Source organism: Bacillus sp. S3, from assembly GCF_005154805.1.
Taxonomy (GTDB): domain Bacteria; phylum Bacillota; class Bacilli; order Bacillales; family Cytobacillaceae; genus Neobacillus.
In genome coordinates, this window is sequence record NZ_CP039727.1 from 361,816 (window position 1) to 383,011 (window position 21,196).

Annotated in this window: 16 protein-coding genes, 1 pseudogene and 2 riboswitches; of the genes and pseudogenes, 16 read left to right on the forward strand and 1 reads right to left on the reverse strand. The window is 40.9% G+C overall.

What is annotated here, in order from left to right; all coding sequences use genetic code 11:
- The first annotated feature begins 112 nt into the window (after positions 1-112).
- The 4 genes and pseudogenes from FAY30_RS01785 to FAY30_RS01800 all read left to right on the forward strand — a co-directional run bounded on the left by FAY30_RS01785 (position 113) and on the right by FAY30_RS01800 (position 2,930).
- Positions 113-529, forward strand: a complete 417-nt coding sequence (locus tag FAY30_RS01785; RefSeq protein ID WP_149868282.1) for a hypothetical protein — start codon at positions 113-115, stop codon at positions 527-529.
- Positions 530-699: 170 nt separating this feature from the next.
- Positions 700-1,002 (forward strand): annotated as a pseudogene (locus FAY30_RS01790) (KGG domain-containing protein); the annotation flags it as partial.
- 198 nt (positions 1,003-1,200) lie between these two features.
- Positions 1,201-1,908 (forward strand): SH3 domain-containing protein, encoded by a 708-nt coding sequence (locus FAY30_RS01795; RefSeq protein WP_149868284.1) that lies wholly within the window; start codon positions 1,201-1,203, stop codon positions 1,906-1,908.
- A gap of 464 nt (positions 1,909-2,372) precedes the next feature.
- Positions 2,373-2,930 carry an integrase gene (locus FAY30_RS01800; protein ID WP_149868285.1) on the forward strand — a complete coding sequence of 186 codons (558 nt, stop codon included), beginning with the start codon at positions 2,373-2,375 and terminating at the stop codon, positions 2,928-2,930.
- 101 nt (positions 2,931-3,031) lie between these two features.
- Here FAY30_RS01800 and FAY30_RS01805 read toward each other — a convergent pair whose 3' ends face one another.
- Positions 3,032-3,946 (reverse strand): helix-turn-helix domain-containing protein, encoded by a 915-nt coding sequence (locus tag FAY30_RS01805; protein WP_149868286.1) that lies wholly within the window; start codon positions 3,944-3,946, stop codon positions 3,032-3,034.
- Between the two features lie 190 nt (positions 3,947-4,136).
- Between FAY30_RS01805 and FAY30_RS01810 the strand changes: the two genes are divergently transcribed.
- The 12 genes from FAY30_RS01810 (at position 4,137) to glcT (ending at position 21,064) form a co-directional block, all read left to right on the forward strand.
- On the forward strand, positions 4,137-6,260 hold the full coding sequence (locus FAY30_RS01810; RefSeq protein WP_149868287.1) for a glycoside hydrolase family 3 protein: 2,124 nt from the start codon (positions 4,137-4,139) through the stop codon (positions 6,258-6,260).
- A gap of 200 nt (positions 6,261-6,460) precedes the next feature.
- Positions 6,461-7,621 (forward strand): DUF4317 domain-containing protein, encoded by a 1,161-nt coding sequence (locus FAY30_RS01815; RefSeq protein ID WP_149868288.1) that lies wholly within the window; start codon positions 6,461-6,463, stop codon positions 7,619-7,621.
- A gap of 114 nt (positions 7,622-7,735) precedes the next feature.
- Complete coding sequence (locus FAY30_RS01820; RefSeq protein WP_149868289.1) at positions 7,736-8,566, forward strand: KPN_02809 family neutral zinc metallopeptidase; 831 nt, start codon at positions 7,736-7,738, stop codon at positions 8,564-8,566.
- Positions 8,567-8,840: 274 nt separating this feature from the next.
- Positions 8,841-9,782, forward strand: a complete 942-nt coding sequence (locus FAY30_RS01825) for an AAA family ATPase (RefSeq protein ID WP_411675482.1) — start codon at positions 8,841-8,843, stop codon at positions 9,780-9,782.
- A gap of 1 nt (position 9,783) precedes the next feature.
- Positions 9,784-11,001, forward strand: coding sequence for a DUF58 domain-containing protein (locus tag FAY30_RS01830; RefSeq protein WP_149868291.1), 1,218 nt, complete (start codon positions 9,784-9,786; stop codon positions 10,999-11,001).
- Complete coding sequence (locus FAY30_RS01835; protein WP_149868292.1) at positions 10,998-13,214, forward strand: transglutaminase TgpA family protein; 2,217 nt, start codon at positions 10,998-11,000, stop codon at positions 13,212-13,214. The genes FAY30_RS01830 and FAY30_RS01835 overlap by 4 nt, the downstream gene beginning before the upstream one ends.
- A gap of 80 nt (positions 13,215-13,294) precedes the next feature.
- Positions 13,295-13,398: riboswitch (purine riboswitch) on the forward strand.
- A gap of 148 nt (positions 13,399-13,546) precedes the next feature.
- Entirely contained in the window at positions 13,547-15,067 is a 1,521-nt protein-coding gene (gene guaA, locus FAY30_RS01840) for a glutamine-hydrolyzing GMP synthase (protein ID WP_149868293.1), read from the forward strand.
- A gap of 99 nt (positions 15,068-15,166) precedes the next feature.
- Positions 15,167-15,268: riboswitch (purine riboswitch) on the forward strand.
- Between the two features lie 118 nt (positions 15,269-15,386).
- A complete protein-coding gene (locus FAY30_RS01845; RefSeq protein ID WP_149868294.1) occupies positions 15,387-16,715 on the forward strand; it encodes an NCS2 family permease in 1,329 nt (442 codons plus the stop codon).
- 138 nt (positions 16,716-16,853) lie between these two features.
- Complete coding sequence (locus tag FAY30_RS01850) at positions 16,854-17,792, forward strand: ABC transporter ATP-binding protein (RefSeq protein WP_149872556.1); 939 nt, start codon at positions 16,854-16,856, stop codon at positions 17,790-17,792.
- A gap of 12 nt (positions 17,793-17,804) precedes the next feature.
- Complete coding sequence (locus tag FAY30_RS01855) at positions 17,805-18,992, forward strand: ABC transporter permease (RefSeq protein ID WP_149868295.1); 1,188 nt, start codon at positions 17,805-17,807, stop codon at positions 18,990-18,992.
- Positions 18,985-20,112, forward strand: coding sequence for an ABC transporter permease (locus FAY30_RS01860; protein ID WP_223820864.1), 1,128 nt, complete (start codon positions 18,985-18,987; stop codon positions 20,110-20,112). The genes FAY30_RS01855 and FAY30_RS01860 overlap by 8 nt, the downstream gene beginning before the upstream one ends.
- 109 nt (positions 20,113-20,221) lie before the next feature.
- Complete coding sequence (gene glcT, locus FAY30_RS01865; RefSeq protein ID WP_149868296.1) at positions 20,222-21,064, forward strand: glucose PTS transporter transcription antiterminator GlcT; 843 nt, start codon at positions 20,222-20,224, stop codon at positions 21,062-21,064.
- The last annotated feature ends 132 nt before the right edge of the window (positions 21,065-21,196 follow it).

Sequence of the window (21,196 nt, forward strand, 5' to 3'; positions counted from 1 at the left end):
GGGTATTTCAGGCATAGGTGTTTTACATATAATCATTCCAATAGGAAACATTTGCCTCGCCACTATAATTGGATATAATGGGCATATAAATGTTGTGCGGGGGTGTAAAAAGATGAATATAGTTCTGACATATTTTGTTTCCCTTATTGTCATTGTGATTTCAGTATTTATTACACTTGTTTTCAAGAATGAACTAGAGCGGATGTTTGGAGAAAATAAAAGTGTGTTCCCTTTTCATATATGTAATGTAGTTATTACCTTAATGGTTTCTTTTGGGGCTTATGCTGTAATGACTAGGTATATCATTGGGAATGAATTCGATGTGATACTACCAGTTTTAATCCTTCTGTGCATGATCTTACCAGTTTATACTTTAGGGCACTTTGCATTTGAGAAATATAAATCAGTTTATCGAAAATACATACCCACTGAGAACAGGAAAGTAGTTGTCCTTAATGAAAAGTATGTAAAAAAGAAAAAGCCGTTTTCAAAATTTAAAAATTATAATGCCATTTCTAAAGAAAAGTAAAGAAATATAAAAGATGAGGTTATTCCAAGTGTTATGCAAACTTACGGGATGCCTCGTTTTTCATTTCTACGTGGAAAGACATATTTAGATTAATAGAAATATGTTTAATTTAATAGAAAGCGGGAACATAAAGAGCGTAAGGGAATTCAAAAAAATGGGAGGAATTTTTAATGGCTGACAAAAATCGCAATAACAATGATAACGGACAGATGACGGTAGAAGAAGCAGGCCGCAAAGGCGGAGAAGCAACAGCTAAAACCCATGATAGAGAGTTCTATGAAGAAATCGGCCGTAAAGGCGGCGAAGCAACATCTAAAAATCATGACAGAGAATTTTATGAGGAAATTGGCCAAAAGGGTGGCGAAGCGCGTGCTAACCAGCGCCAAAACGATGATGACAACGATGGAAAAATGAGCAGAGAAGAAGCGGGCCGTAAAGGCGGCGAAGCGCGTTCCAGACAACGTGATAACGATTAAATACTAAGAGACACTCCACAAAATAATTTCGGAGATTATCCTAAAAGAAGCGGACCTATTACGTCCCTAAAAGAAATAAGAAGCTGGTGAAAACGTTTTGTTTTTGCCAGCTTCTTTTTTGTTTTGTATCGCAGGGCGATATAGCTTGCAAATAAAGCTAAAAAGCGTCATATTTAATAGAAAAGGAGGTCCGATATGCGACGTGATATACAACCGAATGAACAAGCTTTCTCTTCTAAGGAAGTGGCGGAAGAAATAGGGATTGCAACGCCCACTGTACGAAAGTATGGCCAAATATTAGAGCGGAATGGATATGAGTTTCTGAAAGATGGTGATCGACGAATCTTCGTTCAATCCGACATCGGAGCGCTTATAGCGTTACGCGATACGGACAAACCCCTGGACGATACGGCTAAAGACCTTGTGTATCTGCAAAAAGAAAGATTGGATAGATCCGAGGAAACAGAGATTGCGATACCCGATACATATGAATATTCACCTCATGATCCCAATCAACTAAAAGAGGTCTTAAAGTATTTAGTCAATGAACTCGCAGCCACACGAGAAATGAATGTCCAACTGACAAACGATATGTCACAGCTTAAAACAACGGTTTCCCGACTCAAGCAAGATCATCATGTTATAAGTTCTAGTATTGGAAATGCAGCGCAAAAAACTAATGCCAAAATTGAAAAATTAACTGAACAACAAAATACCAATTACGATACATTGCTGCAATTAGAAAAACAAAAAAGTGATCTCTTACAAAAAGAAATACAAAATATGCGGGAAGAACAGAAAAAGGAATGGAGTTCACAAAGCGATTTTAATAAACGGTTAGAAGAAGCGATACAAAAGCCTAAAGAAAAACGGGGTTGGCTTTTCTCTATATTCCGCAAATAAGGTGGTTTGGAGGATGAGAATTCCAACAAAAACAAGAGCCAACCTTAATAGAGTTCCTCAAATAGGGGGTGTATCAACTCTTTTTATTGGCTTGTATCGCAGGGCGATATATATTAAGCATAAAACCAAGGACCTTCTTCTATAAGGATGGAGTTCCAATATGCGATATGATTCTACCAAAAGAAAGATCAGAAGGTACCAATGAAATAGAGATAGCGATACCCGATACATTTTGAAATTTCACCCCTCGACCCCCAATCAATTTTCAAATTCCAACAAATTCCCGGGAAATATCTACAAATTCTGAGTAGGTATCGACAAAAAATCAAAGCATTTAAAGACCAATTGTTTGTGGGCAGATTAAACAAAGTTCTTTTTTTTGTAAGGACTTCCCAACATATAAGCCCTTAACGTAAAATATAATTACCTCATAAGAGAAAATAAATGGGAAAGTAAGGGAAGAAATGAACAATAAAAAAAGAATAAAGTGGATTGAGCAAATAATACAATCCACTTTAAGAACTGTTGGAATTGAAATTGAATTGAAGCATCAGCTAACAGGGGTGAATATGAGCTATAATTTTATCCTTGATTATATCGGCTATGATGTTAAACGTATAGAAGAAGCAATAATGGAAATGCAGGCCCCCGTTTCACTCAAATCGTATATTCATTCTTTTACACTTCATGAGTTAGGGCATGCGTTAGACCGGAAAGCTTTATTAGATTCACTGCCAAAAACACTTGAATATTACGAAATGAAAAAAAATCATTCAATATCCGAACAATACAGTGATACCAACCTTCTTGCTATGTTGATCGAAGAGCATGAGATGAATATCGGTTTTGAGGAAACTGCTTGGGTAAATGCTGAAAAGTTGAATAAGGAATTCGGTATTGTTGATTGGGCAAGCTTTGAAAAATTGAAGAATCAAGGAATGGATACTTATTTACAGTTATATGCTAAAGATTTACAGCGATATAATAAACTTTTATCAGAGCAAACCGAACAAATTGCTTAACGAGTATAAAAATGGAGTAAACAAAAGACGACTACTTTGGTCGTCTTTTGTCGTTTATTAACTAGCGGTAGAGAACTTTGATGAATGGTTGCAGATAGATCTCAAAATAAATTTTTATATTCTTTCTGAAGTTTCTTTGGAGAAAGATGATATTCCTTTTTAAAAAGCCTGTAAAAACTCGAATAGTCAGGAAAACCGCATTTCAAGGCGATTTCCTCGATGGAGATCTGATTTTGTTTAATCATCGTAACCGCGAAAGATAGACGCTTTAATGATACATACCGGTAAAAGGGCAGGTTCATGTTTTTTTTAAAGTAATGAGAAAAATAGTATTTATTTAAATAAAAATATTTAGAGATCGTATCTAAACTTAAATCCGGCTCTGTCAAATGTGACTCAATGTATTCTAGTATCGATACGAATCTTTGGTCCAGCTCATCCTTATTACTAAGGCTAGGCTTGCTGCTTGCAGGATCGAAGATAACTTGTAGCGCTTGAAATAATAGGTAATGTAATGTAAAGGATAAATGATCTTCGCCGGTTTTTTTTCTATTGGTTATTTCTTGAACTAAAGAAATGATATCTTGAAAATGTTTAGAATGCAGGTGTAACACATGAGAACCTTGTGTCTTTTGATAGACAATATTTTCCTTCATGGATGGTGAACTGGACAGAAAATCGTCCATTAAATGCTCACTAACGCTAATAATGATGCGTTCATAGGTATCGAAATTCCTCACATTAGCCTTATGAACAGCATAAGGAGGGGTTACGACAACATCCCCCCGCTTTAAGGAATAGGTTTTACCTTCACAGAAGAATTCACACTCCCCCTCTAAAAAGACAAGAAGCTCCAAAACATCGTGCCTGTGTAATTGGAATAACGACTCTATTTGGGAAAACTTCTCTGCTGATTCGTTATATTTCTTAAACAAAGCAGGGGATTGATTTTTTTTGCTAAAGTAATGAATTTCAAACCCTTTATTTATGACTGGAATAAGATCAGATTGCTTCATTTTGGTGTCATCCTCTTAAATAGCAATATTTACAATATTATTAGCAACAAACATCATTTATTTATAACTTTTTGTTGTTATTATATCACTAAAGAAAGAGGTCTTAAATTCAATATACATGGAGTGGGAATGAAAGATTGATTGATCTCGAGGGCATAATGAGAGATGACTAAGTTTAGGAGGCATAAAAGTGGAATCTAACCATAAACAACCTAAGTTAGAAGTCAGAGTGAAGAACATTATTGAAGTTGATGGGTTAAAATTTAAAGATTTGAATAATAGCGGGAAATTAGAGCCTTATAAAGATTGGCGTTTGAGCCCGAAAGAACGTGCAGAGAACTTAGTCTCATTAATGAATATCGATGAAAAAGTCGGCATGATGCTGATTAATACACGTAAGATGGGACTTTCACAGGAAGATAAGAGTAAGACAAGCCATGATGGTGTACTGGATGAAGCCATTGTTGAAAAAGGTGAAAATATTTTCGCTGTTTCAAAAATCTATGGTACCACCCATACAATTGAAAATATGCACTTACGCCACTTCATTTTAAGAGACAATTTTAGCCCTGCTGAAATGGCTGAGTGGGTTAATAAAATGAATGAATTATGTGAGGGAACACGTCTCGGTATTCCTTGTTTAATCGCATCGAATTCAAGAAACGAAAATGGAGAATCCATCTTTGGTATGAATGATGCGGTAGGGATCTTTTCTACTTGGCCAGGGACTTTAGGACTTGCTGCAGCAGCAAAAGGAGATATAAAAAATGGCGGTGATGCTTCACTTATCAGCCAATTTGCCAAAATAGCACATGATGAGTGGGATGCTACTGGTATCAGAAAGGGATATATGTATATGGCTGATACTGCCACAGATCCTAGATGGCAGCGGACATATGGCACGTTCGGTGAAGATCCGGAATTTATTTCTGATGCGATCGGCCGCATCATTGACGGATTTCAAGGAGAGACTTTAGGTAGTCATAGTATTGCAATGACAACAAAGCATTTCCCTGGCGGCGGTGCACGGGAAAATGGATTTGATCCGCATTATGAAGAAGGAAAGTGGAATTTATACCCAACACCTGGTAGTTTAGAAAAGTACCACTTACCGCCATTCCAGGCTGCGGTTGAACATGGCACTTCATCCATCATGCCGTATTATTCAATCCCACGTATCAATAAGAGTGTGGTTCAAGAATTCGAAGGAGAGGATATTCCTTTCGAAGAAGTTGGCTTTACATTTAATCATTATTTCTTACAGCACATCTTAAGAGGAAAATTAGGATTCAAAGGCTATATCAATAGCGACAGTGGTGTCACCAATAAAATGAGCTGGGGTGTTGAGGATAAGACTGAGGCTGAACGTTTTTCAAAAGCCATCAATGCCGGTACAGACCTTGTTGCGGATACGAATGATATTGAAAATCTTAAAGAAGCCATCCAAAATGGATGGATCAGTGAGAAGCGTATTGATGAAGCAAATGTACGCCTCCTTACAGAAATGTTTACTCTAGGATTATTTGATGATCGTACCTATGTTTCAACAGAAAATGCGACAGCAGTGGTTAGCAAACCAGCGGGCTGGGAAGCTGCTTATGAAGCACATAAAAAGTCGGTAACCGTTCTTAAAAATAGTAATCAGACATTACCTTTAACTGCTGAAAAGGTTGATAATAAGAAGGTTTATGTGGAGGCTTTTCACAAGGAGCCGGAACGGGCCGCTGCTTACACGGAGCAAGCAAGGAAGGAATGCCAAGAATTAGGCCTCTTTACTTTGACTGATGACTATAAAGAAGCAGATGTTGCTATATTATTATTAAGTCCAAAATCCGGAGCTTATTTTAATGCGACACCGGGTCTTTTAGAACTCGAACTTGTCGAGAATAAAACATTAACTGCTTTAGACGGGTCTACGTACGAAGAAACGACCTTGAGCAATATGAATCATTTAAAGGAAGTCGCTGACAGTATTCATGTTCGCGGCGGAAAAGTTATTATGACTGTGAATGTCGTTCTGCCTTGGATCCTTGGAAATGTTGAACCTTTGGCAGATGTTTTAATCGCAGGATACGATACATTTTATAAGGCACAGTTTGAAGTAATAGCGGGCAATTTCCGTCCAGTAGGTGTATTACCGTTAACGTTGCCAGCGAGTGAAGCTGTGATTGCGGTTGATGAGAATGGAGATTGTGTGTCAAGAAATGATGTACCTGGTTATGACAAGGACAAATATATGCCTGAAGGATTGTCGTATGCATATAAAGATAGCGATGGGAATATCTATAAACTTGGTCATGGACTAGCATATTAAACCATAAACTATTTCAAAATAAAAAGAGGATGACTTCAGAATGCTATTCTGTAATCATCCTCTTTTTTTAACTTGATGTTAACCATATCAATACAATGATATAAAAATGTTACCATCCAGAGTACATAAAAAGGCAGGGGTAAATCAATGGAGTAATTCTATCTTCCTTTAGTATAATAAGGAAATGGGAGTTGAGATATGTGAATAAAAAAGACATCGCTAATATCCGCAAGCAATTTAAATTAGATAATCATCTGATGAACATTCGCGAAATCTTCAATGTGTATGTTCAGAAAGAATCGGGTGATATTTATCATCATGTCAGTCAGCCATTTCAAATGTTAGAGCAGGAAGCCCAAGAATTATTTTTAGCAAACTTTAAAAAGGTATTGACAGGGCATCTTGATGCCAAACTGTTTGAACTGAAATTCAGCCGCGATGTGGAAGACAGCACCCAAATGTTCCTCTTTGAAGGGCTGCAGGCAGATACATCGGACGATTGGAAGGAATATATGCTTGAAATCGTCACGAAAATGTTTGCCCATACAGTGTATGAATTTGACACGGTAGTGACGTTTATCCGGGGAGAATATCGAAAAGCAACACGGAAACGGAATGTGGAATCTGAAGAGGGCGGGGATGACGAAGTCTATTCCACCCAGTTTATTCTTTGCAGCCTGAATAAAACCGATCAGCCGAAAAAAGCCTTGACGTTTGATTATATCGAGAAAGAATTCAAATCGCATAACTTCTTTGACCCGATTATTAATTTGGATTCTCCGTTGTCAGGCTTTCTTTTTCCAACGTTTAACGACAATGCTGCAGATGTGAACCATATTCTCTATTGTGCCGGGAAGATAAACCAACCTGACTTCGGATTTATTGAAGAGGTTCTCAATTGTGAAGAAATCATCACGGCTCAGGAAGATAAGGACTGCTTCGATTTCATCTTAAAAGAGGTGATAGGCGACGAAGTCGATTCCCAGGTTATCTCTAATGTCTATGCGGAAATCGATAAGCTGGTACAGGAGAATCAGGAAAATGAAGAAAGTGAAACCCCTACGTTGGATACTCGGGATATCGAACGGATCTTAACGGTCAGCGGAGTTGAAAATGTAGAATCGGCCAAAGTGGAACATGCCTTCAAGGCCGTTGTAGCTGATGAAAAACATGAATTCAAAGCAAGCAGTTTAATTCCAAAAACCATAAAGATCAATACGAAGGTGGCCGATGTATCCATCAATCCGAAAGATCTGAAATATGTTAAATATATTACATATGAAGGAAAACGCTGCCTATTGCTGGAAGTCGATGAAGATGTGGTCGTGGAAGGATTCCGACTGGAATCGGGGGAACTCTAATTTATCTTCAATGACAATTGGAAAAAATATATCTACTTTTTAGCTCCTTAATATGGGTATAACACTATGGAAATAGTAAGTTAATAACACGCTTGTGTTTAGGGAGGTAAAAAAATGAAATGGAAAGGTAGACGGGAAAGCTCAAACGTTGAAGACAGAAGAGGCATGGGTGGCAAAACGGTGATGGGGGGCGGCATTGGCGGGATTATTATTATTCTCCTCTTTACGCTCCTCGGTGGTGACCCTGGTGATTTAATCAATAACATGACAACGAATAATGGCTCAGATACAAACACTCCCTACCAGGAATCAGCTCAGGAAAAGGAGCTGGCTGACTTTGTATCGGTCGTCCTTGCTGATACTGAGGATGTATGGTCAGATGAATTCAAGAAAAGAGGTCTGGAATACGAAAATCCTAAGCTCGTTTTATACAGCGGCAGTGTTCAGTCGGCCTGTGGATCGGCGAGTTCAGCAGTGGGGCCGTTTTATTGTCCAGGGGATCACAAGCTTTACATTGACTTAAGTTTTTATGAGGAGCTAAAGCAAAAATTCCAGGCACCCGGCGACTTTGCGATGGCCTATGTCATCGCCCATGAGGTCGGACACCATGTTCAGACCCTCTTGCATACAGGGGAGCAGGCTCCGGCAGCCCAAAGGAAGTCCAACGAGTATTCAGTCAGGTTTGAATTGCAGGCTGACTATTTGGCCGGTGTCTGGGCCCACTATGCCCAAGGGAAGGGCTACCTTGAAAAAGGGGATTTAGATGAGGCGCTCAATGCCGCAAATGCAGTCGGTGATGACAATATCCAGAAAAAAGCACAGGGCTATGTGGTTCCGGAAAGCTTTACCCATGGAACTTCTGCACAGCGGAAGCGTTGGTTTTATAAAGGATTCGAGAATGGCACCATCGAGGGCGGAGACACCTTTAAAGCCGCTAATCTATAAATGATTGAATAGGAGAGGATGAATCTGAATGGCGGCAGCTAATCAAATTCATCCTCTCTTTTCATTCTGCAAAATTACCGCAATAAACTTATGACATCCGCTGGATATTAATTGGAAATTCTTTTTTCCCCTATATATTCCATGTTCCGCTATTTTCGAATAATATGTGACTCATTTAACAGGAATTTTCCAAAAAAATGTAGAATTAATAGATAGAATGCCGTAAAACGGTTTTACTGCCGCTAGAGGAGGAATTCCATTGACACAAGAACAAATGAATCCCACGATAGAAAGAATCATCGCAAACATTGAAAAAGTGATGATTGGAAAAAGAAATGTGGCTGAATTGAGCCTTGTTGCACTAATGGCTGGAGGCCACGTGCTGTTAGAAGACGTACCAGGTGTGGGGAAAACGATGATGGTCCGGGCACTTGCGAAATCGGTTAATGCCAATTTCCGCAGAATTCAATTTACCCCGGACCTGCTGCCATCCGATGTCACAGGCGTCTCCATTTATAATCCGAAAGAGTTGGAATTTCAATTCCGCCCGGGTCCTTTAATGGGGAACATTATTCTCGCCGATGAAATCAACCGAACCTCGCCGAAGACTCAGTCTGCCCTTTTAGAGGGGATGGAGGAGGCCAGCGTCACGATTGACGGCGTGACTCATAAACTGAACAAACCTTTTTTCGTGATGGCGACGCAGAATCCGATCGAATATGAAGGCACCTATCCGCTTCCGGAAGCGCAGCTCGATCGCTTTTTATTAAAAATGAAAATGGGTTATCCGGACTTGCAGGAAGAGATTGAAGTCCTTAATCGTGCGCAAAAGGTGCCGCCAATCGAGGATCTTGCGCCGGTCGTAGACCTTGAAGGCTTGCTCGCACTGCAGCAGGATATTAAAGAGGTATTTGTGGACGATACCATTAAACGCTATATTGTTGATATTGTGAACCGGACCAGGGGCCACGGCAGTGTGTACCTAGGCGCAAGCCCAAGGGGTTCAATTGCCTTAATGAAGGCAGCTCAAGCATATGCATATATGTACGGGCGTGATTATGTCCTGCCGGATGATATTCAGTATTTAGCGCCATTTGTGCTATCCCATCGGATTATTTTAAAATCTGAAGCAAAATTTGAAGGGATTTCAGCGGAAGAAGTAGTAAACAGGGTGGTTGCGAGGGTTCCGGTACCAGTTAGAAGGTTAGTGAAATAACATGAAAAAACGCTGGATTCCGTTTAAAAAAGGCTGGAAGTTGATCCTGCTCGTTTTTCTCATCCTTCTCACGTTCTCCTATGCCATGTTTCAAGGGGGATTTGTCAGCTGGTTTTTATTTTATAGCTTTCTGCCGTTTGCCATTTATTGCGTCGCGCTTTCCTTTTATTCTTTAAATGAGTTTGAAGTTACTCGGGTTTTATTAAAAGCGGACTATAATGCAGGAGAGGCTTTCAGGGTAACTGTCTCAATCAAGCGTTCAAAGGCGTTTCCGTTATTCTACTTGCTAATAGAAGATCATTTAGGTGATGCAATGAAATATGCCCCGCAGCAAAAGAAAGCAAAGGCACTTCTTCTGCCCGGTTTTAAAAAAGAAGTCGATTATGAATATATCATTGACCAACTGCCGCGCGGGGAACACTTTTTCACATCGTTTTCGTTAAAAATCGGCGATCCACTTGGATTATTTGAAAAAGAAAAAATCGTCAAAGCACCAGGGAAAATCGTTGTGTACCCCGCCTATTCAGAGCTTTTATACCGGCCGTTTGAAAATCAATTTGATCAAGGGTTAACAGCGTCGAGGGAACGGGTGCAGCGCGATACAACCATGGCGGTAGGTGTCCGGGATTATCAGCCGGGGGACCGGTTTTCCTGGATTAACTGGAAAGCGTCCGCAAAGCGCAACGAAATTATGACAAAGGAATTCGAGCAGCGGCAATCCCATGATGTGTTTGTTGTCATGGATTGTGTGCCTGATAAGCACTTTGAAGCAGTCGTTTCCTATACTGCGTCGTTATTACATGCGATTTTGAGGAAAGGTGCCCAGACGGGACTGTTAACGATCAGCAGCGAACGTGCATCCTTTCCGATTCGAGGCGGGGAACTGCACTTACGGCAGCTCTTTTATCATCTCGCAAAAATTGAAGCAAAAGGCTTGCGGTCGTTTGAAAAGGTGTTAGAGACAGACGGGCTTTTTATTCAACAAACAGTCTCCTTTATGCTTGTCACGGCGCAATTAACGAAACCGGTGATCGAAAAGGCAAGTTTTCTAGGAAAGAGAAAAGGCTCTATTACCGTTTTCCTTATAAAAGGTCAAAAGGAATCTCAGACGGAAACGGAGCGTTCCCTTGTCACAATCGCAAATGCCCGGGGTGTTCGAGTCGTCATGGTTCATGAGGGCGATTTTAAAGCATCCTTTTCGGAGGTGATGGGTCGATGATGAAAAGGGATTTTTCCTCGTTTCTACTATACGGACTTAGCTTTCTTCTGTTATGGGAATGGCTGCGGCCAATTGAAAAATTAACAAATACGGATAATATTGAAACGTTTATTGCCTTTATGCTAATCACCTTCGTCATGTCCTATTTTCATCTAAAGGGGATTTGGAAAGGTAGTATTAAGTTAGTATTTATCTTATTTTCTATTAATCGTTTCTATTATGAGCAAGGATTCTTTCATCTTAAATGGTTGAAGTCATTCCTTTTGGATGTGGCTGATAATATAGGTATGCTTACGGGCAGGCAGTGGAACGACTTATCTAATGAATTTCGAACGCTGTTGTTTTTTATCCTGCTTTGGTTAATGGTGTATTTAATTGATTATTGGCTCCTTAATCGCAAGCAGATCTTTATCTTTTTCTTTATGACCTTGATTTATATTACGGTCTTGGACACGTTTACGCCATATAGTGCAAAAGCAGCGATCGTGCGGACGGTTGCGGCGGGATTTGCTGTGATGGGAATGCTGACCTTTTACCGGATCATCCAGAAAGAAAACGTAACCGTTGATTCATCATTTATTCGAAAATGGATGGTTCCGCTGGCAGGGATGCTGGCCGTTAGTGTGGTGGCGGGAATGGCCGCGCCTAAGGCTGCTCCGATTTGGCCGGATCCTGTTCCCTATCTTACCGCAAATAACAATAAAGCTGACGGAGAAGGCAGTGGTTCCGGACCGCATCGAATCGGCTACGGTACCAATGATGGTGCACTTGGCGGACCGTTTATCAGTGACAACAACCCGGTTTTTAAATATGAAGCGAGCGGAAAAAGTTATTGGAAGATGGAGACTAAGGATACTTATACCGGAAAGGGATGGTTTGCTTCCGGCTCATCTCCCATCTCCTATCTGAAGGAAGAGCTTGTCCCTGTGTATTCGATTCCTGACTCAGTTGAAACGATTAAGGAATCTGCTTCTGTCAACGTCCATAATAATTATCGCTATCATTTTATTATGTACCCGGCAGGGATCCAGAAAATCACGGACATACAGCCAACTGATCCAAATGGAAATCGCTTCATGGTGGATACGACTAATGAGAGGATCAGCTATTATGATGAAGAACTAGAGCCGGTTGTTCCCCGTAATTTTACGGTAGACTTTGTCCGTCCAAAATATAAAGTCCAGGACCTGCAGCGGACAACAAGTGTGGACCCGTCAACCTTCTTTTACCAGAAGTATACGCATTTGCCGGAAGAATTACCGCAAAGAATCAGAGAATTAGCGGAAGAGATAACCGCTGAAAAATCAAATTGGTTTGACAAGGCGAAAGCCGTGGAAAGCTATTTTTCCAATTCAGGCTTTACGTACGACCAAAAAAATGTCGCGGTGCCTGGCACCAATGATGATTATGTTGACCAATTTTTATTTGACACAAAACGGGGCTATTGCGATAATTTTTCCACTTCGATGGCCGTTATGTTAAGGACGCTGGGGATTCCTACTCGCTGGGTAAAAGGGTATACGGGCGGGGATTTTCTAGAATACAGCAAAGATAACACTTCGAAACAATATTATGAAGTGACCAACAATAATGCCCACTCATGGGTAGAGGTCTTTTTCCCAAATCAAGGCTGGGTGCCGTTTGAGCCAACAAAGGGTTTTACCAATGAGATTTTAATCAATTATGAAGCAACGGAAGGCTCGGGAACTACCAACCAGCAAACAATCCCGCCGCCTGTGAAAAAGCCTCAGAAGAATGAACTGGAAGAACCTAAAACTGTGGAGAAACAAGACAAGTCCTTTGATCTGAAAGCGATTTGGGAACAAGCAAAATTGACAGCAGAAAACAATTGGAAAAAGGCTGTTCTCATTCTCATCATCCTAACAGTAATAGCAGCAGTTGTTTATCGAATCCGCGGCAAGTGGCTTCCGTATGGCGTATTGCTCGTTTACAAATTTAAGAAAAAGGATGAAAGTATCGCTGCAGCGTATATGGTTTTATTGAATCAGCTTGAACGTTATGGGATCAAGCGGAAGGAAAACCAAACGCTGAGGAATTATGCCCGTTATGTTGATATGTTCTTTTCAACGCGGGAAATGACACGGCTGACACACTTTTATGAACAATATACGTACCATCAAAACCTGCCAAAGGGAACTTGGAAAGAGTCGCATGAATTATGGGAAAATTTAATCAAAAAGACAATTGCTTGACCGGAAAAACAACCTATTGATACAATATGAACTAAATTCTTTGTCTTGCTATAGTGTCCATCAGCGCGCTATAGCTTTTCTAAATATTTGTTCGTTTCCTTCATATATCCTCGAAAATAGGGTTCGAGAGTCTCTACCGGGTCACCACTGTAATGGCCTGACTATGAAGGCAGAATTTTTCTGTCAGTTATTTTGTGAGATAACTAGAATTCTGCCTTCCTGATATTTGTTGGGGGGAGAATTCTATTTTTTTTTTTATTTTTTTCATTTGTTGTAAAAGCTAGTACTAACTTATAAAAAATGAGGTGGCTGCTTTGACGGAAAAGCATGATATGATCGTTGTTTTAGATTTTGGAAGTCAATATAATCAGTTAATTACCCGCCGGATTCGCGAGTTCGGTGTGTATAGCGAACTGCATCCGCATACGATTACGGCTGAGGAAATTCGCAAAATGAATCCGAAGGGAATCATTTTCTCTGGAGGTCCGAACAGTGTGTATGATGAAAATTCATTCCGCTGTGATGAAGCGATTTTTGATATGGGTCTGCCGATTCTCGGAATTTGCTACGGAATGCAGTTAATGACTGTCCATTTTAATGGAAAGGTTGAAAAGGCACAGCACCGTGAGTATGGCAAAGCAATGATATCAGTCGAGTCGGAATCTGCCCTTTTTACAGGCCTGCCTGCGGAACAGACCGTATGGATGAGCCACGGGGACCTGGTTGTTGAGCCTCCTGAAGGGTTCTCCGTTAATGGCACAAGCCCATCTTGTCCGATTTCAGCGATGAGTGATGAAGAACGTAATCTTTATGCAGTACAATTCCACCCTGAAGTGCGTCATTCTGTTTATGGAAATGAGCTCTTAAAGAATTTTGTTTTCAATGTTTGCGGCGCTAGCGGCAATTGGTCAATGGAAAACTTTATTGAAATGGAAATGGCGAAAATTCGCGAGACAGTCGGTGATAAAAAGGTTCTTTGTGCCTTGAGCGGCGGAGTGGACTCTTCCGTTGTTGCTGTTCTCATCCATAAAGCAATTGGTGATCAGTTAACTTGTATTTTCGTTGATCACGGCCTGCTTCGGAAAAATGAAGCGGATAGTGTGATGAAGACTTTCTCTGAAGGGTTCCATATGAATGTGATCAAAGTGGACGCGAAGGATCGTTTCTTATCGAAGCTCGAAGGGGTTTCCGATCCGGAGAAAAAGCGGAAAATTATTGGGAACGAGTTTATCTATGTATTTGATGATGAGGCAACTAAGCTCGAAGGAATTGAGTTTTTAGCCCAAGGAACGCTGTACACGGATATTATTGAAAGCGGCACAGCAACAGCACAAACGATAAAGTCACATCACAATGTTGGCGGACTGCCGGAAGATATGCAATTTAAATTGATTGAACCACTAAATACTTTGTTCAAAGATGAGGTTCGCGCACTTGGTACAGAGCTTGGCATTCCGGATGATATCGTTTGGAGACAGCCATTCCCTGGACCTGGTTTAGGTATCCGCGTCCTTGGTGCAATCTCTGAAGATAAGTTGGAGATTGTTCGTGAATCAGATTGGATTCTTCGTGAAGAAATTAAAAAGGCCGGTCTTGACCGTGAAATTTGGCAATACTTCACCGTACTTCCAGACATTCGCAGTGTCGGTGTGATGGGGGATACAAGAACCTATGATTATACAATTGGAATTCGGGCGGTCACCTCGATTGATGGGATGACTTCCGACTGGGCACGGATTCCGTGGGATGTACTTGAAGTCATCTCGACACGGCTTGTAAACGAGGTTGCACATGTCAATCGGGTTGTCTATGACATTACCTCTAAACCACCTGCAACGATTGAATGGGAATAATAAACAGTAAAATACGAACGATGTTAATTTTTTTCTATAACATCGTTCGTATTTTTTGTTTACAAGTTGGATTCTTCCTGTTAAACTAAAAAATGTGTTAAGGAACTTATATAATTGCATCGTATAATATTGGGAATATGGCCCAAAAGTTTCTACCGAGCTACCGTAAATGGCTTGACTACGAGGCAGTGTTTTGAATAGTGAGGCAGTCTTTTTCCTCTTTTTATTTATTGCACATGCCTAAAGTCAGACGCTCCGGTAGAGTATACCAGAGCGGTTTTTTGCATAATAAAGAAAAGATTTATAGGGGGAAATGAAAGTGCAAAAGTACTTTGAGTTTGAGAAGCATGGAACGAATTATCGCAGAGAAATTATCGGTGGATTTACCACTTTCTTAGCAATGGCTTATATACTGGTAGTTAACCCATTAACATTATCACTGGCGGCAGTTAAGGACTTCCCGGATGCCTTACGCATGGATTATGGTGCTGTATTCGTCGCTACTGCTTTAGCATCTGCAATTGGCTCGATCATTATGGGGCTGATTGGGAAATATCCAATGGCATTGGCGCCGGGAATGGGATTGAATGCCTTTTTTGCTTTCACGGTTGTGTTAGGCAGCGGAATTCCGTGGCAGCATGCACTGGGTGCCGTATTGATTTCCGGTGTGTTTTTCTTCTTACTGACATTAACAGGACTTCGTGAAAAAATTATCAATGCGATTCCCATTGATTTAAAGCATGCAGTCGGTGCAGGGATTGGCTTATTTATTACCTTTGTTGGTTTACAAAGTGCACAGATCATTGTCAATAATGATGCCACACTTGTTGGACTTGGAGATTTAACGGCAGGTGGTCCACTGCTTGCGATTTTTGGAATTATCGTCACTGTCATTATGATGACACGTGGCATTAAAGGTGCTGTTTTTTACGGAATGATGTTGACGGCTATTGTCGGCATGATTTTTGGCGAAATAAAAATGCCGCATCAAGTAGTCGGGCAGGTACCTAGTATAGCACCAACCTTTGGGGCTGCATTTTCCGCTTTTGGCGAGAGTTCATTTTATACAACAACGATGCTTGGAATTATCTTAACGTTTTTGTTTGTTGATTTCTTCGATAATGCAGGGACGTTGGTTGCGGTTGCCAGCCAAGCAGGTCTAATGAAGGATAACAAGCTTCCGCGTGCAGGACGGGCACTCATTTCTGATTCCGTTGCTACTAGTGTTGGGGCTGTTCTTGGAACATCGACAACTACTTCTTTCGTTGAGTCAACAGCGGGGGTTGCGGCAGGTGCTAGAACAGGATTTGCATCATTGGTAACTGCTGCATTATTTATTTTATCATTGTTTTTCTTTCCGTTATTATCAGTCATTACGGCACCCGTTACCACACCGGCATTGGTCATTGTGGGGGTATTGATGGTTACATCCTTAGGTAAAATTGATTGGAAACGGTTTGAAATTGCTGTTCCGGCCTTTTTAACAATGATCACGATGCCGCTTACTTATAGTATTGCGACAGGGATTGCCATGGGTTTCATCTTTTACCCGATTACCATGATCGTTAAGGGGCGGACAAAAGAAATTCACCCAATTATGTATTTCTTCTTTGTTATTTTTGTCCTATATTTCATCTTCTTAAAATAGTACGAAAGGGAACTGCAGATGGGCTGCAGTTCCTATTTTTTATTTTTGTAAACGACAAGATTTTACAAATTTCGCTATAGCGCTTCTGTATGATGTGGGTGTAGGTAGATAATGGAAATAGGGAGTGGTTATGTGAATATGCTAACCGTTCAGGAATTGCGCAAAAGCTTTGGGGATTTCGAGGCTGTAAAGGGAGTTTCATTTGCAGTCGAGAAAGGAGAGTCGTATGGGCTGCTTGGGCCAAATGGGGCAGGAAAGTCAACCACTATCAATATGATGACCGGATTGTTTCCGCCCACATCAGGGATCATTCGGATAAAGGATATCGATGTGGTGAAAAACCCGAAGCAAGCACAAAAATGGATTGGGGTTGTACCGCAGGAGATTGCCCTTTATCAGACGATGTCAGCACGGGAGAATTTAAAATTTTGGGGAAGAATGTACGATCTTTCAGGGAATGAGCTTGAGAAAAGTGTCGATCAAGTGCTTGAGATTATCGGTTTAACAGACCGGGCAAAGGATAAAGTTGAGACCTTTTCCGGCGGGATGAAGCGGCGGGTCAATATTGGGGCAGCGATTTTACATAAACCAGAATTGCTGATTATGGATGAGCCGACTGTTGGTATCGATCCGCAATCAAGAAATCACATTTTGGAAACGGTAAAACTTCTTAACAGTGAAGGGATGACGATCATTTATACCAGCCATTATATGGAGGAGGTTGAATACCTTTGTGAGCGGATTGGCATTGTTGACCATGGGCAATTAATTGCTTCCGGTACGTTACGTGAACTGCGGGAAACCATTGGTGATCATTCGCGGATTATTTTAACGATTGAGAAGGAAAGTGCAAATGTAGACCAGCTTAATCAGACGTTAACGGGCCTTTTTTCTTCAAATGATGTTCAAATCCAAGACCAGCAAGTGATGGTCTTTCATAAAGAGCCGCAATTGATATTAACAGAATTCATTCAGGCGGTGACCAAAACAGGCACAAAGGTTACCTCAGTGGATATCGTGGAACCGAACCTCGAAAGTGTCTTTTTGCATCTGACCGGACGAAATTTACGTGATTAGGGGGCGGAGAGGATGAAATATTGGTGGCTTGCATGGAAGGATCTCATACTTGTCGCGCGCGATAAAAAGGCCCTTTTAACTCTGATTTTAATGCCGCTGCTGTTAATCGCCATTTTAGGCTCGGCCTTTGGGGATATGATGAAGGAAGATGAAGAGTTTACAATCAAAAAATTCACCCTCGGGGTGGTTAATTTAGATCAGGGCCAGCTGAGCAAAGTCCTAACCGATGAAGTGTTTGCCAAAAGCTTATCAGAACAAATACAAGTGAAATATTATCAAGAAGAAGAAATGACCCAAAAAATAAAAGACCACAAACTTACCGTCGGCATCATCATCGAAAAAGACTTCACCCAATCATTGATGACAGGACAAGGAACGAAAGTAAAACTTTTATCGGTGCCTGACACCTTTATTAACTCAACCATTGTACAAAATGTGATTGAGCAGTTTTCGCGCTCGATACCAATTGAAGCTGCTGCGGCGCAAATGGCCCAGCCGGTGCAGGGAGGGAATCCAACCAGCCCGCTGCTGGAAGGGTACGGGGAAAAACCGCTGATTAAAGAAACAACAATCGATGCGAAAACGAAGCCGGTCAGCTCTTTTCAATATTACGCAGCTGCCATGGGTGTAATGTTTCTATTGATGACAGTCGTCCAAGGTGTTTCCACCATGATCCTCGAAAAAGAACAAGAGGTCTTTAAACGGCTGCTTCTTACAAATTTAACCTACCCCAATTATCTGTTTGGAAAATTGCTCGGCTTAATCAGTATTTGTTTGATGCAAGCATTTATCATCATTGCCGGTACCAGGCTTATTTTCGGGGTAGATTGGGGGCCGTCCGTTTCAAGTATAGTCATCATGACAGTAGCGTTTGTCATCAATGCGTGCGGACTTGGTGTGTTAGCGGGCTCGTTTATTAAAACAGAGAAATCGTTTAATGTGGCTGGCATGTTTGGAACACAAATCATGGCAGCTCTTGGCGGGAGTATGGTTCCATTGTATATATTCCCGGATTGGATCGTTTTCGCAACAAAGTTTATCCCTAATGGGCTGGCGCTGCAATCCTATTTAGATCTAATGTCAGGTGCGTCAATTATCAAGATCCTGCCGGCAATCGGCGGGTCATTAGGTCTTGGTCTGCTTTTTTTTGTCATTGGATTAATTCGCCTTTCATTCGAAAGGAGAGGGAAATATGCGTAAGATCTGGACGATTCTTTCACTTCATTTAAAAGAGTTTTTCAAATCCCCTGGGACGCTGGTGCTGATGTTTGTCATGCCGGCATTGTTTAGCTGGATTTTCGGAGGCATCTCTGTTAATTCAGAACAGACCAAACCAGTTGTTAACGTTGTTTCCGGTGATTCACCGGTCCATACAGAGATTCTGCATCTGTTAAAGCAGGAAGAAAATTATAGCTGGAAAAAGGTAACACGCAAGCAGGCTGAAAAAAATGTCTCTGCACAGGATGTGGTTGCTGCTGTCGTGCTGCCGAATGATATCAGCCAACGAATCACCGAAAAGAAACCGATATTTGACATAATTCTGCAGCGCAAGACGGAAAATTATCTAGCCTTATCTTCTCATATAGAGGGAACGGCAGGGGTGATTCTTCGTTCCTATCAGGTTGCATCCGCAAGGGATGAGGGCGCTTTTTCCGAAGTGCTCGAGACAATCGCTGCAAATAAAGGTGTGACAGTCGAAAAGCAAATCATTCAAAAAGATACCAATGATTCAGTAGTTATCAACCTGATGTTTGTTGGATTTGCCATCATGTTTATGATGTTCGGTCTGTCAGGAGCAGCCTCGGCAATCCTTGATGAACGAATTGGCGGTACATGGGGAAGGCTGATTGTTTCACCTGCAAGCAAACTGCAAATAAGCCTTGGCTATCTTTTGGCTTACTTTTTGATGGGGTGGATTCAATTTGCGGTATTAATGGCTGCTATGAATATCATGTTTGAAACAACCTGGGGAAGGTTATCTTATTTCATTCCCTTTGCATCACTCGTCATCCTATGTGTGGTGGGCTTCGGTCTCATGATTGCCGGGCTCGTCAAAACAAAGCAGCAAGCCTCGGCAATCAGTGCGGTTTTAATCGTGAGCACTTGTATGCTTGGCGGTGTTTATTGGCCGATTGATGTGGTACCGGAGATTATGCAAAAAATTGCCTTGGGCGTCCCGCAGACATGGGCGATGTCAGGCTTTAAAGAAATCATCAGCGGCAGCCTGCACACTGGAACCTTACTAAAAGATACTGCAGCACTGCTTGGATTTAGCGCATTGTTCTTTTTTATAGGTTTAAAAGGGATGAAATTTGAATAACTTCCCAGCTATGTTTTAGAAAAGTTGTCGAAAATGGTCGTTGACTTCCAGTGGAGCCTCTTATAACATTAAATATGAATGTATTAAGTAGGAACGGGGGGGAAACTGTTTGGCCAATTTATTAATTGATAAAGTATTGAATAATAATGTGCTAATCGCTAAACACCCTTCCTATGAAGAAGTTGTGTTAATAGGTAAAGGTATAGGGTTTAATCGAAAACACGGGGACTATATCGAAACTGAAGCAGTAGAAAAGCTGTTTGTATTGAAAAACGAAAAAGAGCAGCAAAACTACATTAAGCTACTTCCGTTTATCGATAACGAGTATTTAGAAGTCATTATTTCCTCGATTGACTTAATAAAACAGCGGACCCAATCTGTCTTAAATGAACATATTCATGTGGCGCTGACGGACCATTTAATGTTTGCTCTGACAAGAGCTTCGCAAGGAATGGAAATGCGAAATCCATTTCTAATTGAAACAAAGGCCCTTTACCACCGCGAGTATGAAATAGCGGAGGAAGTCGTTCGGTATATTAATGACAAGGCGGGAATAAGTCTGCCGGTTGGAGAGATTGGATTTATAGCTCTGCACATCCATAGTGCGATTACGAATAAAAATCTAACAGTAGTAAATCAACATTCGCAGCTTGTCAGCAGACTAGTTGAAATGGTAGAGAAGCAGTTTAAATTTGAAATCGATAAAGAAAGCATTGATTATATGAGACTCGTTCGTCATCTTCGCTTTGCTATTGAACGCGTAGAAAAGGGTGAAAGGGTAGCAGAACCGGAGAAAATTGCCTCCTTATTGAAAGAGGAATATCCTGTGTGCTATAATCTCTCGTGGAAACTCATTAAAGTGATGCAGCAATCATTAAAAAAGAAGGTCTTTGATGCAGAAGCAGTATATCTGACCATGCATTTACAAAGACTTCAAAACAAATTTAAATAGCGATTATTATAACGTGTTACTGATTCGACCAGGCATGAGTGTAAAGGACTTGAATTGAAGTTTTAGGGGTACTCTATTCCTATACCTTCATTCAATGGACCTTTTGCTCATGCCTTTTTTATTGTTCATTTT

Bases quoted from the DNA above. Each gene is read 5' to 3' on its own strand.
- FAY30_RS01785 (WP_149868282.1), top strand. From the start codon at position 113: ATGAATATAGTTCTGACATATTTTGTTTCCCTTATTGTCATTGTGATT.
- FAY30_RS01795 (WP_149868284.1), top strand. From the start codon at position 1,201: ATGCGACGTGATATACAACCGAATGAACAAGCTTTCTCTTCTAAGGAA.
- FAY30_RS01800 (WP_149868285.1), top strand. From the start codon at position 2,373: ATGAACAATAAAAAAAGAATAAAGTGGATTGAGCAAATAATACAATCC.
- FAY30_RS01805 (WP_149868286.1), bottom strand. From the start codon at position 3,946: ATGAAGCAATCTGATCTTATTCCAGTCATAAATAAAGGGTTTGAAATT.
- FAY30_RS01820 (WP_149868289.1), top strand. From the start codon at position 7,736: ATGAAATGGAAAGGTAGACGGGAAAGCTCAAACGTTGAAGACAGAAGA.
- FAY30_RS01825 (WP_411675482.1), top strand. From the start codon at position 8,841: ATGAATCCCACGATAGAAAGAATCATCGCAAACATTGAAAAAGTGATG.
- FAY30_RS01830 (WP_149868291.1), top strand. From the start codon at position 9,784: ATGAAAAAACGCTGGATTCCGTTTAAAAAAGGCTGGAAGTTGATCCTG.
- FAY30_RS01835 (WP_149868292.1), top strand. From the start codon at position 10,998: ATGATGAAAAGGGATTTTTCCTCGTTTCTACTATACGGACTTAGCTTT.
- guaA (WP_149868293.1), top strand. From the start codon at position 13,547: ATGATCGTTGTTTTAGATTTTGGAAGTCAATATAATCAGTTAATTACC.
- FAY30_RS01850 (WP_149872556.1), top strand. From the start codon at position 16,854: ATGCTAACCGTTCAGGAATTGCGCAAAAGCTTTGGGGATTTCGAGGCT.
- FAY30_RS01855 (WP_149868295.1), top strand. From the start codon at position 17,805: ATGAAATATTGGTGGCTTGCATGGAAGGATCTCATACTTGTCGCGCGC.
- FAY30_RS01860 (WP_223820864.1), top strand. From the start codon at position 18,985: ATGCGTAAGATCTGGACGATTCTTTCACTTCATTTAAAAGAGTTTTTC.